15 protein-coding genes and 1 tRNA gene are annotated in these 14,773 nt (G+C 55.1%); 10 read left to right on the top strand and 6 right to left on the bottom strand.

Annotated elements, in window-relative coordinates:
* Both ACP4CD_RS20090 and ACP4CD_RS20095 read right to left on the bottom strand, forming a co-directional pair.
* A complete protein-coding gene (locus tag ACP4CD_RS20090) occupies positions 1-2,670 on the bottom strand; it encodes a glycosyltransferase family 2 protein (protein ID WP_426992305.1) in 2,670 nt (889 codons plus the stop codon).
* A 136-nt stretch (positions 2,671-2,806) separates the two neighbouring features.
* Complete coding sequence (locus ACP4CD_RS20095; RefSeq protein ID WP_064031720.1) at positions 2,807-3,925, bottom strand: calcium-binding protein; 1,119 nt, start codon at positions 3,923-3,925, stop codon at positions 2,807-2,809.
* 482 nt (positions 3,926-4,407) lie between these two features.
* Between ACP4CD_RS20095 and ACP4CD_RS20100 the strand changes: the two genes are divergently transcribed.
* Positions 4,408-4,752: a DUF2782 domain-containing protein gene (locus ACP4CD_RS20100; RefSeq protein WP_064031719.1), complete on the top strand. Its 345-nt coding sequence runs from the start codon at positions 4,408-4,410 to the stop codon at positions 4,750-4,752.
* Positions 4,753-4,811: 59 nt separating this feature from the next.
* On the opposite strand, the gene ACP4CD_RS20105 is transcribed toward ACP4CD_RS20100, so the two are convergent.
* A complete protein-coding gene (locus ACP4CD_RS20105; protein WP_064031718.1) occupies positions 4,812-5,228 on the bottom strand; it encodes a hypothetical protein in 417 nt (138 codons plus the stop codon).
* A gap of 178 nt (positions 5,229-5,406) precedes the next feature.
* On the opposite strand from ACP4CD_RS20105, the gene ACP4CD_RS20110 reads away from it, so the two are divergent.
* Entirely contained in the window at positions 5,407-5,694 is a 288-nt protein-coding gene (locus tag ACP4CD_RS20110) for a hypothetical protein (RefSeq protein WP_064031717.1), read from the top strand.
* A gap of 8 nt (positions 5,695-5,702) precedes the next feature.
* On the top strand, positions 5,703-6,428 hold the full coding sequence (locus ACP4CD_RS20115) for a pteridine reductase (protein ID WP_426992307.1): 726 nt from the start codon (positions 5,703-5,705) through the stop codon (positions 6,426-6,428).
* Between the two features lie 2 nt (positions 6,429-6,430).
* On the opposite strand, the gene folK is transcribed toward ACP4CD_RS20115, so the two are convergent.
* Positions 6,431-6,922: a 2-amino-4-hydroxy-6-hydroxymethyldihydropteridine diphosphokinase gene (gene folK, locus ACP4CD_RS20120; protein WP_313730523.1), complete on the bottom strand. Its 492-nt coding sequence runs from the start codon at positions 6,920-6,922 to the stop codon at positions 6,431-6,433.
* A gap of 3 nt (positions 6,923-6,925) precedes the next feature.
* Positions 6,926-7,279, bottom strand: a complete 354-nt coding sequence (folB, locus tag ACP4CD_RS20125) for a dihydroneopterin aldolase (RefSeq protein ID WP_064031714.1) — start codon at positions 7,277-7,279, stop codon at positions 6,926-6,928.
* A gap of 89 nt (positions 7,280-7,368) precedes the next feature.
* Between folB and plsY the strand changes: the two genes are divergently transcribed.
* Complete coding sequence (plsY, locus tag ACP4CD_RS20130; protein WP_426992309.1) at positions 7,369-7,941, top strand: glycerol-3-phosphate 1-O-acyltransferase PlsY; 573 nt, start codon at positions 7,369-7,371, stop codon at positions 7,939-7,941.
* A gap of 10 nt (positions 7,942-7,951) precedes the next feature.
* On the opposite strand, the gene tsaD is transcribed toward plsY, so the two are convergent.
* Positions 7,952-8,962, bottom strand: a complete 1,011-nt coding sequence (gene tsaD / locus ACP4CD_RS20135; RefSeq protein WP_281021463.1) for a tRNA (adenosine(37)-N6)-threonylcarbamoyltransferase complex transferase subunit TsaD — start codon at positions 8,960-8,962, stop codon at positions 7,952-7,954.
* Between the two features lie 102 nt (positions 8,963-9,064).
* On the opposite strand from tsaD, the gene rpsU reads away from it, so the two are divergent.
* From rpsU to metK, 6 genes are all read left to right on the top strand, one after another.
* Positions 9,065-9,298 (top strand): 30S ribosomal protein S21, encoded by a 234-nt coding sequence (rpsU, locus tag ACP4CD_RS20140; protein WP_020483611.1) that lies wholly within the window; start codon positions 9,065-9,067, stop codon positions 9,296-9,298.
* A gap of 8 nt (positions 9,299-9,306) precedes the next feature.
* The gene (locus ACP4CD_RS20145) at positions 9,307-9,756 is read left to right on the top strand and encodes a GatB/YqeY domain-containing protein (protein ID WP_064031711.1); all 450 of its coding nucleotides are present in this window, start codon (positions 9,307-9,309) and stop codon (positions 9,754-9,756) included.
* A gap of 17 nt (positions 9,757-9,773) precedes the next feature.
* The gene (gene dnaG, locus ACP4CD_RS20150) at positions 9,774-11,492 is read left to right on the top strand and encodes a DNA primase (RefSeq protein WP_426992312.1); all 1,719 of its coding nucleotides are present in this window, start codon (positions 9,774-9,776) and stop codon (positions 11,490-11,492) included.
* 148 nt (positions 11,493-11,640) lie between these two features.
* Entirely contained in the window at positions 11,641-13,452 is a 1,812-nt protein-coding gene (rpoD, locus tag ACP4CD_RS20155) for an RNA polymerase sigma factor RpoD (RefSeq protein WP_168032863.1), read from the top strand.
* Positions 13,453-13,457: 5 nt separating this feature from the next.
* Positions 13,458-13,534, top strand: a tRNA-Ile gene (locus ACP4CD_RS20160).
* A 33-nt stretch (positions 13,535-13,567) separates the two neighbouring features.
* Positions 13,568-14,761: a methionine adenosyltransferase gene (gene metK, locus ACP4CD_RS20165; RefSeq protein WP_426992314.1), complete on the top strand. Its 1,194-nt coding sequence runs from the start codon at positions 13,568-13,570 to the stop codon at positions 14,759-14,761.
* The last annotated feature ends 12 nt before the right edge of the window (positions 14,762-14,773 follow it).

Genomic DNA, 14,773 nt, shown 5'->3' on the forward strand with positions numbered 1-14,773 from the left:
TCATTGCGAAATAACGGGATGGGCGGAGAGTATGGCGTTCAGCCAATTTTCGGCCGTCGCGTCGGGAGCCAACGGTATGTCGCCAGCCGTTGGGTCCAGTAAATCGGCATAAGTCCCGATGGCGGGCGCGGCGATTGGCAGACCGCAGGTTTTTGCCAGCCGCCACGCTATGGGTTCGATTTGCGGCCAGCGGCTGGCGTCGAGTATTAACGAGCACCGATGCAGCGCGAGCATCCTCGGAATTTCCCGGTAGGCGAGCGCGCCGACCGCCCACGCCCGGCCGGTTGCCAGTAGCGCGCCGTCATCCACGCTTTCGCCGAATACGATCAATTCCGCATTCAGCCGCCGAGCCGCCAGCCATCGGGACATCTTCAAAAGCGCTTCGAAATCGTCGCCACCGGGCGCGGCCTGTATGACGGCGATGCGCAGGTGTCGGTCCCGAGGCAATGGAGGGATGTTTTCGGCGGCGTCGCGATCGCTTGCCCAGTTTGGGGCTCGGTAGCGAAACCGAACTTCCGGAAAACGCCGCCGAAAACGGTTTAACCCGTCCCTCGACGCCAAATAAACGCCGCTGGCGTTTGCCAGCAATTGCCGCGAACCCTGGCGCAAATCCGCTGGACTATTCAGGTCGGGCAGTCGGCTGCCGTAACGATCGATACATTCGACGCAAGCGGTGATGTTCGGAGGATCGCCGCAAAACGCCGCGTTCGGTCGAGTCAGCGTGATGCGGGGACAATACGCGGCATAATCGCTTAAAAAGATCCGGTAGGGAATAGCGAGTTCGATCAGCCCCGGCCCTATTTGAAAAGGCCAATCGGCCAAATCGTAAATATCGATGCGGGCGAGGTTCAGCCGGGACAGGTCTTGCCACAGTGGCTGCTCGTCATCCGGCCAGCGGTAGTGCAACGATATCGGCGTTTCGGTTCGAGTGCCTTGCAAGGACAGGGTCAGTGCGCCGTCCGCCGCGCGCGACGCTTGCAGGGTAAACGTGGCGGTTTGGCTTAGGCCTTGCGCCAACCATTCTCCTCGCAAATCGCCGGGCTGGGTGGTGGGCAGTAGGGCCAACTCCGCGCGTTTGCCGGACCGCATTGGTAAAAATTGCCGCTGCAAGGCTAGCCGTATCGGCCGCAACGGATCTTCCGATAGGAAGCGGTCGTATTGATCCGAATGGTCCGGGTATCTGGCGTAGATCTTGGCGACATTCTTGGCCGCCAGATCGGCTTTTTCAGTCCCGAAAGACACGCTACCGGAGTGACCGACGAACACTCGCGGCGTGCAAACGTTACGCCAACCCCGCCGTTCGGCGCGTAGGCAAAACTCGGTGTCTTCCCCGTAACCGCGTTCGATCATGCGGCTATCGAATCCGCCGGCCTCGGTCAAACATTGGCGTTTGATGTATAAACAAAAACCGACGCCAACCGGAATGTCCACAATGTTGTCGGCGGGCAGTTCGGCGCAGAGACGATCCAAACGTTGCAAGACCGCCGGCTTGGGCAAGGCCCAAGCGCGCATCGGCGTCGGGTAGCTGACCAGTTCGCCATTGTTGCTGAATGGCGTGACAGTGCCGATATCGTTGGCCAGATATGCGGCGTCGCGCAAGCGGTCCAGCCAATCGCCGTGTACCACGGTGTCGGCGTTGAGCAGTATCGCATCGCGATGCGGGCCGAGCCGTAGGCCGCGATCGACGGATTGGACGAAGCCGGCGTTGACGGCTTGTTTTACTAGTGTGATACGGCCTTGGTCCGCCAGTTTGCGCAAATAAGTTGCCAACAAAGGATCGGGGCTTGCGTCGTCGACGACAATCAAACGGTAGGCGGTGCGATTGGCGGCGGTTAGAACCGATTTCAGACAAGCCTTGGTTTCCGCGTAACCTTTATAGACCGGCACGATCACGTCAACGGCGCCGTCTTGCTCCGCTATTGTCAAAGCGGCATCGCCGCTGGACGCGACATCGGACGCGCCGCTGAAAACCAGCGGCGACCCGGCCAGATCTTTATTCGCCAAATTGACCCGGATGTGTCGGGGGCGATTGGGGAGTTTAAAGGAAAATCCGTCGCGCTCGCCGCCCAAGCCGTTCCGGTTTAACAGTGGGGTCGCCAGAAACGGTTTCAGCGTGTAATCGATGCCGTCGAGAGCCACGGTGAGCGGCGGTTGCCGCTCGGCGTTCAACAGCCAACCGCTGAGGGTTTCGCCGTCGAAGCGGCAAGCGCCGATCGGTGCATCCCCGAATCGGGTCAGAATCCGCGCCGCCCGTAATACATCCACCGGTTGATCGTGTCTGGCCAAGGCCGCCCAGGCCAGCTGCCGCGAAGCGGGGTTGGGCGGCTGGGGATGCGCTTCCAGCAGTTCCAGTAAATATGCGGCCAACGTGTCGTTGTCCGGAAACCGTCTTCTCGCGTTGAACAATAATTCCACCGCGGCATTGGGTTGTCGGCAGTGCTCGAGCGCCTTGGCTTGCAAAAGCGTCAAATCGACCGACTTAAGTTGGTAGACGCGCGTTACTCTGTTGATCAGTCGCCATGCGTGATAGGGGTGGCCGCTGCGCAACAATCGGGCGGCGGTATCGATAAAATCGAGGGTGTGCGACGGTTCGCCGCCGACGGTTCGGTCGCGGTCATCGAGGCCTATCGCTTCGGCGGAAAGCAGGGGCAGTGGGGTTAATCTCGTCAAAACAGGCCGGGACTTTGTTGGGGGCAAGGCCGACGCAACCCGACCTGCGCCAATATCGGCAAAAAATTCGTCAGGCAAAAAAAGGTGCCGAATGTTCGGCACCTTTCAATGGAGTTTTAATTAGTCGGAAGCGTCATTACAGGCTATCCAAGAAATTTCCCAGGCCGGTCAGACTGATATTTTCCGCGTGCGCATCGCTATCGAAATTACCAATAAAGCGCTCGACATTGCTGATGTCCAAGGTCGTGCCATCGGCCAGAACCACGGTAGCGGTATTGGCCGCAGTGTCGACCGAGCCGCTGGTGATGTGTACGCCGAACAAATCGAGTACGTCTCTACCGGCGCCGCCGTCGATGGTAATCGTGGTCGAGTCGTCGTTGATTTCGCTGGATTGGACGACGATTTTATCGTTGCCGGTACCTGCGTCGACGATATCGCTGCCGTCTCCGACCGTGATCGTGTCTGTGCCGGCGCCGCCAAAGATCGTATCGTTGCCGGTGCCGCTGATGATGCTGTCGTTGCCGTCGCCGCCGATCAATACGTCGTTGCCGCCGCCGCCGGTAATTTTGTCGTTGCCGCTGCCGCCATCCAGATAATTGTTGCCTGAGCTGCCGATTATGCTGTCTTTACCGGTGCCGGAGACGATCGTGTCGTCGCCAAGGCCCGTGACGATGGTATCGTTGCCGGTGCCGGCGGTGATACTGTCGTTTCCGGCGCCGCAGAGGATGCTGTCGTTACCGGTGCCGCTATCGACGGTATCGTCGCCGTCGCCGGCGTCGATGATGTCCTTGCCGTTGCCGCTGACGACGCTGTCCTCGCCGGCGCCGCCTTTAACGGTGTCGCTGCCGGTGCCGCCAATGACGGAGTCGTTACCGTCGCCGCCTTGAACGTTTTGAGCAATGCGGCCGGAATACGTCAGGAAGTCGTCGCCCGCGCCGAATATCACCGAGCCTCTGAACAGGCTGGACAGGTCAAGGGTGACGTTGGTTTGGGTCGAGAAAATCAGCGCGTTCATGTCTCGAATCACCGAGCGGCTTAAGCCGTCCAAGCTGAAGTCGCCGCCGCCTTGAATCCAGACCACGTCCGAGCCGGATGGAATTTGGTCTACCAGACTGGTTTCCGGATCGACAATGACACTCAAGGTGTCGCCACGCTCTCTGTCCAGTGCGGATAAAAACGCTCCGTCGACAAGACCGGAATCTTGCAATTCGGTCAATGCACTGGTGCTCTGGTCGTTATCGTAATTTGAAGACATTCGTTAGCCCCTTGTATTTTCTTAATAATTAGGCTGTCGCATGGCGTGCATTAAATCGCTACTACCGTTAACGGCTTGGCTGGGCCGTGGTTCCGGGAGTGCGCTGTCTAACATTCCTAGCGAAACAACTGTGCAGGCAGTATAGATTCGCTTTTTTTTTGCAAGGCGATGCCAAATTTTTTTAACGGCCATCGCAAATTCGGTGTCGAATCTGGTTAGCCGAATTTAGGCTGGCGTTAGCGCGAAAGCCGGTGTCAAGGGGATGAATCGTTTAGTTCGCACACGAAGCGGTGGTTTGGTTAGGCACCCCGGCTTGGGTGGTTTCGCAGATTATATTGCTTTGCGTCCGTTTAGGCGCGCCGAGGTGATTGGCGCGCCGGGCTACGCCGGTCCGTTGATGATTTTTTTGATCAAAGTGCTCCGCGATAAGGCACGGCGAAATGGTTTATCATGATAACTCACCGAAAATTTCAGAGGCTCCAATGCGCCAGCTATTTCGCTTGATCCTTATTTTGTTCGCGTCCGGACTCGTTCTGGCCGAACCAGCGCCGGATGAATTGGCGCCTGTGCCGGAGCCACCCGATTTGCCGATGCCGATTCAGTCGGGTGAAGAAATGGCGCCGGATATTACGATCACCCGCAAGGGCCGGGACATCATTCACGAGTATCGCCGTAACGGCAAATTGGTCATGGTTAAGGTGCAACCCGATGTTGGGCCGCCCTACTACATGCTGGACACTAACGGCGACGGGGAAATGGACGTGAAGAAAAACGATTTGGATAAGAACACCAATGTCAACCAGTGGATCTTATTCGAATGGGATTGACGGCCGAGGTGGTCGATGGCGAGTAGGGTGGCCGCCATCGACAATCGCTGAACGCGGTGTTATTCGCTCACTTTTAGCAGCCAGCCGCCTTCCGCATCGCATTTGCCGGCCTTAGCCTTGGCGGTGACCGAAATCCGGACCGCTGCATTTTTCAGATCTACGGGAAGATGACCTTTGACCCAATAAAAGGTGTCTTTGTCCTCGATTTCGACGTCGACCGGTTGTTGCCGGATGCTGACATGGATGTGGCCAGGGCCGTTGCTGCCCGATACCGCGAACGAAAATTCCGCGCCAGGCGCGACCGTTGCCAAATGTTCGGGGTGGTAACGAGTGATTTTTGCCTTGATGCAGTTGTCTCCGCCACCGCCGCCGGCCGAGCCGCCGCCGTGCCCGCCGTGGCTTTCAGTGGATTGCGACCAAGCCTGCTGAGTGATGCCGGTCAGCGCAAGAATGGTGAGTAGCTTGGGGATGCGCATGGGTGTTTCCTCATGTTCTTATTGTCAAAGTGTCCAGATTATAAGTCCGAAGCCCGGAAGATTGAAATTCGGGCCTATAGCGCCGGTGGGCTTGGCATTGAAGTCCCGGGTGCTTTTGATTACATTGGGCGCGAGTCGGTTGATTTGCGAATTTATAACAATAGTAAGGGGAGGGGGTATGTTGTTTTTGGCGAAGTTGTGCGGCATTTTGACGTTGATTTGGTTTTACATGACCGCGAAAAATCACGGCGGTCCTTTGTTGAACTGGCCGGTTATCGGTTTGATCGGTTATTGGCTGACGTGGTGGCTATCCAAAATGCTGATTGTCGTGCCTTTGGCCGGCATGGTGCCTAAGCATTCGGTGGTCGAATTCCTGCTCACCCAATTGCCGGTGCTGTGTTCGTTGGCAGTCTGCTATTTGATTCGCGGCAAGCTGATCGCCAGTTTGTCCGCGGTCGATAAATAACTGTTTCGGTGCCGAAAACCGTTTTAATCACCGGCGCGGCCCGCCGCATCGGTGCTGCTTGCGCCAGTTCCTTGCACGAAGCCGGTTGGAATGTCGTGCTGCATTATTACCGGTCGGAAGCCGCCGCGTTGGAGCTCGCCGGGGCGTTAAACGACGTTCGACCCGATTCGGCCTTCACCGTAAAGGCCGATTTGGCGGAGGCGGATCAGCGCGGCAAACTGATCGAGTTTGTCGCCGATTTGGGCGGTGTCGATGCGTTGGTGAACAATGCTTCGGCGTTTTTACCGACGCCGTTCGGAAGGGTCGCGGAAAGCGATTGGGACGATTTGATGGCGGCTAACCTGAAAGCGCCGTATTTTTTGTGCCAGTCGCTGGCGGCGGGTTTGAGGCGCTGGCGCGGCAGCATCGTCAATATTGCCGATATACATGCCGAAACGGGTTTGCCGGGCTATTCGGTTTACAGTATCGCCAAAGCAGGTCTGGTAGCGATGACGCGCTGTCTGGCCAAGGAGTTGGCACCGGAGGTCAGGGTGAACGCGGTCGCGCCAGGGGCGATTTTGTGGCCGGAACAAGCCGGATCCGAAGCGGCCCAAGCCGAAATTCTTCAGCGGGTGGCGTTAGGTCGGCGTGGCGACCCGGACGATATTGCCGGGGCGGTCCGGTATTTGCTGACCGCGGACTACGTGACCGGTCAGGTTCTGGCCGTGGACGGCGGTCGCGGTTTGAATCGTTGAGTTTAGTATTCCGCCGGGCCTAGTTTGGTTTGGCTGGCTAGCGTCTTGTCGAAAGCCTCCCACAGTTCGCCGAAACGGCGGCCGCAGACCGGGTGGGTTTCGTTAGGCGCGATTTCGGCCAGTGGCTCTAGCACGAAGGCGTAGCGTTCGATTTCGTCTCGGGGAATTCGCAGGCGGCCGTCGCTAATTATGTCGCTGCCGTACAAAATCAAATCCAGATCCAAGGTTCGGGCCGAGAACTTTTGGCTGTCGCGGCTGCGGCCGTGATCCAGTTCGATTTGGCGGAGCAGTTTTGCCACCGCTTTAGCCGGAAGGTCGGAGTCGAAGCTGGCGACCAGATTGTAAAAGCTATCGCCGCTGAAGCCGACCGGTTCCGATTCGTAAATGCTCGAGACCGTCAGATCGCCAAACTGGGCTTGCAGCGCCCTTAAGCTGGACGGGATGTGGACTTCCTTGTCGATGTTGCTGCCGATGCTAATGTATCCGGTCGGCATGGTCTATCTCTGGCCTCGTTCTATTACGATGCCGACGTCGCGGGCTCGGCTGATCGCGCCTTTTTTGTTAAGAGTAATGCGTACCCAGGGAATGGGGAATTCGCTGCGCAGTAGTTTGGCGATTTCTTCGATCAGAGTTTCCACCAGAAAGAACTCGCTGTCTTCGACGAAGGCGACAACCCGGTCGGAAACGGTTTTATAGTCCAGGGCATGGGCGATATCGTCGCTGGCGGCGGCGGGGCGGATGTCGAAGCCCATCTCGATATCGAGCACCACTTTTTGTTTGATTTTTCGCTCCCATTCGTAAATGCCGATCAATGTATCGATCTCAAGACCGCCTAAAAAGATGATGTCCATCGTTGCTTTCCGGTTATGATATTTTCTTCAAAGCGGCCAGTATCGAGTATCCGGCCGGCCTATACAAGTATCGAGACGAGGTTGTTTGAATGATGGAATGGTTGCTGGTGCCTTTTGCTTATCTGACCGGGTCGGTATCCAGCGCAATTATAGTTTGCAAATTGATGGGGCTGGCGGACCCGAGGGAGAACGGATCAGGCAATCCCGGTGCGACCAATGTGATGCGGATAGGCGGTAAGAAGGCCGCGGCGATTACGTTGGCCGGCGACGCCTTAAAAGGCTTGATTCCGGTGCTGATCGCCAAGGCGCTCGGCGTAGATACGACGGTGCTGTCGGCGGTGGTGTTCGCGGCGTTTCTCGGTCACTTGTATCCGGTCTTTTTCGGATTCAAGGGCGGAAAAGGGGTGGCCACGTCGCTGGGCGTGACCTTGGGTGTTGCGTGGTTATTGGGGTTGGCGGTTTCAGGTACTTGGTTGTTGGTTTATAAAATCGGTAAGATTTCGTCGTTGTCGGCGCTGGTCGCCGCCATATTGACACCATTCTACGTCTGGTTGATCGTTGGCGACGTATACTTGATCGCCACTTTCGCGCTGATTTCCTCTGTGTTGCTTTGGCGGCATCGCGGCAATATTCAGCGCTTGCTGGCGGGTCGGGAATTCTGATCGCAAGCGCTTAGATCGTTAGCAATTCTTCCATCGGCCAGCGCGGCCTGGCGAAAATCTCCAGATTTTGGTGCTGGCCCACCAATAGCCGCTGGCAGCCCGCGTAAGCGATCATGGCGCCGTTGTCGGTGCAAAACTCCGGCCTTGGAAAATAAATGCGGCAGCCGGTTCGGTCGGTTAGCGTTTGCAATTGCGCCCGAATCGCTTGGTTCGCGCTGACGCCGCCGGCGACGACCAGGGTTTTTAGTCCGGTTTGCTGCAATGCACGCCGGCATTTGATCTGCAAGGTGTCGGCGACCGCTTGTTGAAAGGCGTAGGCGATGTCGGCTTTATCTTGCTGGGTTTGCTCGGTAGCGGCCAACGCGTTCAGCGTGAAAGTTTTTAGGCCGCTAAAACTGAAGTCCAGTCCGGGGCGATCCGTCATCGGTCTTGGAAACTTGAAGCGCTCCCGGCCAAAAGTCGCCAGTTCGGCCAACTTGGGCCCGCCCGGATAAGCTAGGCCCAGCATTTTAGCGGTTTTGTCGAAGGCTTCGCCGGCGGCATCGTCCAGTGACTCGCCCAGCAGCCGGTAGCGGCCTATCCCTTCCACCTCGATTAACAGCGTGTGGCCGCCGGAAATCAACAGAGCGACGAACGGAAACTCCGGCGGTTCCGCCTCCAGCATTGGCGCCAGCAGGTGGCCTTCCATGTGATGAACGGCGATTGCAGGGATTTGCCAGCTCCAGGCCAGGCCGCGGGCTGCGGCGGCACCCACCAGCAAAGCGCCCATCAGGCCGGGGCCGGCTGTATAGGCAATCCCGTTAATCGAATCCGCTGATAAATTGGCTTCTGCCAATACGCACTTGATCAGCGGTACTAGCTTGCGGATGTGATCTCTGGACGCCAGTTCCGGAACCACGCCGCCGTATTCGCGGTGCGTGGGAATCTGGCTGTGCAAAGTGTGGGCAATCAAGCCTCGATTCGAGTGGTAAACGGCGACAGCTGTTTCGTCGCACGAGGTTTCTATCCCTAGGACATACATTAGTTTTTGAAGAAATGGAAATTGTCGGTATAATCGAACGTTTCACATGGGTAGCGTGCCCTAGGTTTCAACCAGATACTAACACAATTCGGATTATTGCTAATGCCTTCAGTAAAAGTTAAAGAGAACGAACACTTCGATATCGCGATTCGTCGCTTCAAACGCGCTTGTGAAAAAGCCGGTGTATTGGCCGAGGTTCGTCGTCGCGAGTTCTACGAAAAGCCGACCACCGAGCGTAAACGCAAAGGCGCCGCCGCTGTAAAACGTCATTTGAAAAAGCTGGCTCGCGAGCGTTATGCGCTGAAAAATCTGCGTCGCGGTCGTCCGCAAATTTAAGTCTGGCCATGGATGCTTTAAAGGAGCGTATCAAGGAAGAGATGAAAGCCGCGATGAAAGGCGGCGATAAAGCCAGGTTGGGCGTGATTCGTCTGATTATGGCCGCCATCAAGCAAGTCGAAGTCGACGAGCGGGTTGAGCTGGGCGATGATCGGGTGTTGATCGTGCTCGATAAAATGCTCAAGCAGAGGCGCGAGTCGATTCGGCAATTTCGCGATGCCGGGCGCACCGACTTGGCGGAAATAGAGGAGGCCGAAGTGTTGGTTATCCAGGATTTCTTGCCGCAGCCTTTAAGCGATGACGAAATCGATAAGTTGGTCGCCGGTGCGATAGCCGAAACCGGTGCGGCAACGATAAAGGACATGGGTGCGGTTATGAATGTGCTCAAGCCCAAAATGCAAGGACGTGCCGACATGGCTCAAGTCAGTGCGAGAATCAAGGCTCGGCTGACTGCGTAATCCTTTGCGGCGGTAATATGTCCGGCAGGATACCCCGCCAGTTTATCGACGATTTGTTGGTCAGGGTCGATATTGTCGACCTGATAGACTCCCATGTTCCCCTCAAGAAAACGGGCTCGAATTTTGTGGCCCGTTGTCCGTTTCACACCGAGAAGACTCCCAGTTTTTCAGTTAACCGCAATCGGCAGATTTATCATTGCTTCGGTTGTGGTGCCAGCGGCAACGCCATTAGTTTTTTGATGGATTTCAGTCATCTCGGTTTTGTCGAGGCAGTCGAGGATTTGGCGGCATTTGCCGGTGTCGAGGTGCCGAGGGAGTTTCAGTCGTCCGATGCGACGCAGTCTCGCAATCTTACTTCCGTTTACGAGGTGCTGGAAAAAGTCGCCGGGTTTTACGTCGAGCAGTTGTGCAAGAGTCCGGAGGCGAGTCGGGCTGTCGAGTACCTGCGTGCTCGCGGGGTTGGTGACGATGTGGCCAGGAAATTCATGCTCGGTTATGCGCCGGATCGCTGGGATGCGTTGGTCGGGCGACTCCCTCGCGAAGCCTTGATCGAAGCGGGTATGTTGGTCGTTAAGGATGATGGCAAGGCTTATGATCGTTTCAGGGGGCGCTTGATGTTCCCTATCCGCGATAAGCGTAAGCGCGTGATCGGATTCGGCGGACGAGTTTTGGACGACAGTCTGCCCAAATATTTGAATTCGCCGGAAACGTCGGTGTTCTCAAAGGGTAGGGAATTGTACGGGCTCTGCGAGCTGTTAAGCGAGAACGGCAAGCCTGAGCGGATTCTTGTGGTCGAGGGCTACATGGATGTGATAGCACTCACTCAGTTCGGTGTGTTGAATTCCGTAGCCGCGTTGGGAACGGCGCTATCTAAGGCGCATGTCGATTTATTATTTCGATATACCTCCGAATTGGTCTTTTGTTTCGACGGCGACAGCGCTGGCCGTCAGGCGGCTTGGAAGGGGGTTGAGGCGGCCTTACCGTGCTTGCGGGACGGAAGGCAGATTAAAATTATGTTATTGCCTCAAGGACATGATCCCGATTCGTTGATCAGGGCTGAAAATTTATCCAAATTCATGGAACGAATTGCAACGGCGCGAGTCCTTTCCGACTACTTGTTCGAGAATGTCGCCGATGGGCTCGATTTGGCGACCGTCGAAGGTCGTTCGGGGTTGGCGAGCAAGGCGAAGCCTTTGATCGACAAGGTGCAGCCGGGATTTTTCAAAGACATGATGTTGGCTCGGTTGTACCAGTTGTCCGCGGTGGAGCTTGTTGAAAACGCGGCTACACTTAAAGCGTCGATGCCCAATTCCGTAAGGCGGAGTGGGGGTAAGCAAATGAGCTTGGCGCGCAAGGTGATTGCTTTATTGTTGCAATATCCAAATGTTGCCAAGGCTGCTGAGATTCCGGATGAATCGTTGAATGGGTTGGATTTTCCTGGTGCCGAGTTGCTGCGTGATCTGTTGACGACGATTGCGCTTGAAAAACCCGGAAGCAGCGCCATTTTAATTGAACGGTACCGGAATACTGATCAGGAAAAAATCGTCGGTGCTCTCGGGGTTGTCGATTTGGGTTTGCCGGAGGGCGGTGAAGTTGCCGAGTTCGAGGGGGCGCTGCATCAGCTTGTGAAACAAGGACGGACTCTGTTGTTGAATCGGCTGATCGAAAAGGAGGCCAAAGAGGGCTTGAGTGACGCGGAGAGAGAGCAGCTGCGCGGTTTGTTGCGGGAAGGTTGATTCTCTCTGGAAGCCTAATCGTATGATGCGCTGTAGCGCTTAAAAACGGATCGGGGAGTGGTTTTATAGGGGGTGACCGTGGCAGGCTTTCGAGATATAATTGCCGGTTCTGCGGCGCTTGGTGCTGAAAACGTATTGTGAGTGAAGAATGAATCAAGAACAACAGCAATCTCAACTTAAACAGCTGATAGCGAAAGGCAAGGCGCAAGGTTATTTGACCTATGCGGAGGTCAATGACCACCTGCCGAGCGATATCATCGATCCCGAGCAGATCGACGATATTATCGGCATGATCAACGACATGGGCATTCAAGTTTATGAGGTTGCGCCAGACGATGATGATTCGTTGATTGCCTCGGACGCGGTTGTCACCGCGGACGACGACGAGGAAGTGGCCGAGGTTGCGGCATTGGCGTCGGTGGATAGTGAATTTGGTAGAACCACTGATCCGGTACGCCTATACATGCGCGAAATGGGGTCTGTTGAGCTCTTAACCCGCGAAGAAGAATTAAAAATCGCCAAGCGAATAGAAGAGGGTCAGCGGCAAGTTGTAGGGGCTATCTCCCGCTCCGGCTTTATCGTTGAATCGTTTATCGAGACGTTCGATTCGGTCAAGGACGAAGAGTCTGGTGTGCGATTGGGTGATTTAGTAACCGGTTTCGTTGATTTGTCGGAAATAGAGGCGGAGATCGAAGTCGAGGCTGTCGATATTGACGCGCCGACGGAGGAAGCGGAAGAGGAATCTAAGGTCGTCGATTACGATGAAGTCAAGGAAAAAGTCGATCAGCTCAGAAAAGCGCTTAAATCAGTAACCGCTTCGATTAAGAAACATGGTTACGGGCATGACAAAACCGAGAAACTGTTCGACGCATTGGACGAGATTTTTAGCGAGTTCAAATGGACTCCGCAATATTTGAAAAGAATGGTTTCTATTTCCGAAGAGCTGATCGCTCAAATTCGGGAGGAAGAGAAAGCGGTGCTGGAAGTCTTCGTTAAAAAGGCGAAGGTGCCACGCAAAGACTTTATCAATGCGTTTGCTGAAAATGAAGCCAATATCGCTTGGTTGGATCATTATGTCCAGCAACATCCTGCCTATGCCGGCGTTTTAAACGAGCATCGTGAGTATGTTGTCGCCGTGCAACAAAAACTGGCCGATATCGAGGCTCGGTATGGCTTGAGCATCTCGGTGCTGAAAAATATTTGTCGGAATATCTCGCTCGGCGAGGCTAAAGCTCGGCGCGCCAAAAAGGAAATGATCGAAGCGAATTTGCGGTTGGTGATTTCGATAGCTAAAAAATATACCAATCGTGGCTTGCAATTTCTTGATTTGATTCAAGAAGGCAATATTGGTCTGATGAAGGCCGTCGACAAATTCGAATATCGCCGCGGGTATAAGTTTTCAACGTATGCGACTTGGTGGATACGCCAAGCGATTACTCGTTCTATCGCCGATCAGGCCAGAACGATTCGAATTCCGGTGCATATGATCGAGACCATCAATAAGCTGAATCGGGTTTCGAGACAAATCCTGCAAGAGCTTGGCAGGGAGGCTACTCCGGAGGAGTTGGCGGAGCGGATGGAGATGCCGGAAGATAAAATTCGCAAGGTTCTGAAAATAGCCAAGGAGCCGATTTCGATGGAAACTCCGATCGGCGACGACGAGGATTCGCATTTGGGGGATTTTATCGAGGATTCGAAGATGTTATCACCGATAGAATCTGCTACAATCGCGGGTCTTCGCGAGTCCACTCAAAACGTATTGGCTGGATTGACGGCAAGGGAAGCGAAAGTGTTGCGTATGCGCTTCGGTATCAACATGAATACCGACCATACATTGGAAGAAGTCGGGAAGCAATTCGACGTTACCCGCGAACGAATCCGGCAGATCGAAGCTAAAGCGCTGAGAAAACTGCGTCACCCATCCCGTTCGGAGCAGCTTCGCTGTTTCCTAGATGAATAATACCGGGGCCCTTAGCTCAGTTGGTCAGAGCTTCCGACTCATAATCGGCAGGTCGTAGGTTCAAGTCCTACAGGGCCCACCATTGATACTCTCGGCCGTACTCGCGGCCTTTTCTATGTCCGCCACGTTAATTGCGAGGTCCATCACCGTGAACAAAAGCTATCTCTTTACCTCTGAGTCGGTATCGGAAGGTCATCCCGACAAAGTCGCCGACCAAATATCCGATGCCATTGTCGACGCGATTCTAGCCCAGGATCCTAGGGCACGGGTGGCCTGCGAAACACTCGTTAAGACCGGAATGGTTGTGTTGGCCGGCGAAGTGACTACCAGTGCTTGGGTCGACACCGAAGAGCTGGTCAGAAAGGTGGTTTGCGAAATCGGTTACGACCATGGCGATATCGGTTTCGACGGCAACAGTTGCGCGGTATTGAATGCCATTGGCAAGCAGTCCGCCGATATTGCCATGGGCGTCGACGAATCCGAAGATCATGAACAAGGTGCCGGCGACCAAGGTTTAATGTTTGGTTATGCCAGTAACGAAACCGATGTGCTGATGCCAGCGCCAATTACTTATGCGCACCGGTTGGTGGAACGCCAAGCGCAAGTTCGCAAAAGCAAGACCTTGCCTTGGCTGCGTCCGGACGCGAAAAGCCAGGTCACATTCCGCTACGAAAACAATAAGCCGGTGGCGATTGATGCCGTAGTGCTGTCGACTCAGCATTCGCCAGAGGTCGGTGGGAAATTGTTGGAAGAAGCGGTGATGGATGAAATCATCCTGCCAACCTTGCCGAAAGAATGGCTGCATAAAGACACCAAATACTTCATTAACCCGACAGGTCAATTCATCATCGGCGGCCCGGTCGGCGACTGCGGTTTGACCGGTCGGAAAATTATCGTCGATACTTATGGCGGTATGGCTCGCCACGGTGGCGGCGCGTTTTCCGGAAAGGACCCGTCGAAAGTCGACCGATCCGCGGCTTATATGGCGCGTTACGTCGCAAAAAACATCGTCGCGGCCGGTCTTGCCGAGCGTTGCGAGATTCAGGTTTCTTATGCGATCGGCGTTGCCGAACCGACCTCGATTACCGTTGAAACCTTCGGTACGGGCAAAATCGAAGAAGAGCGCTTGGTCAAAATCGTTCGCGAACACTTTGACTTGCGCCCGAAAGGTTTGATTGCCCAATTAGGCTTGTTGAAACCGATCTATCGCCCCACTGCGTCTTACGGCCATTTTGGTCGCAATGAAGCCAGCTTCAGTTGGGAAAAAACCGATAAGGCCGAAGCATTGAAAGATGCGGCCGGCGTTTAATCAAGGAGATTA

Source organism: Methylomonas stagni, from assembly GCF_050154735.1.
Taxonomy (GTDB): domain Bacteria; phylum Pseudomonadota; class Gammaproteobacteria; order Methylococcales; family Methylomonadaceae; genus Methylomonas; species Methylomonas koyamae_A.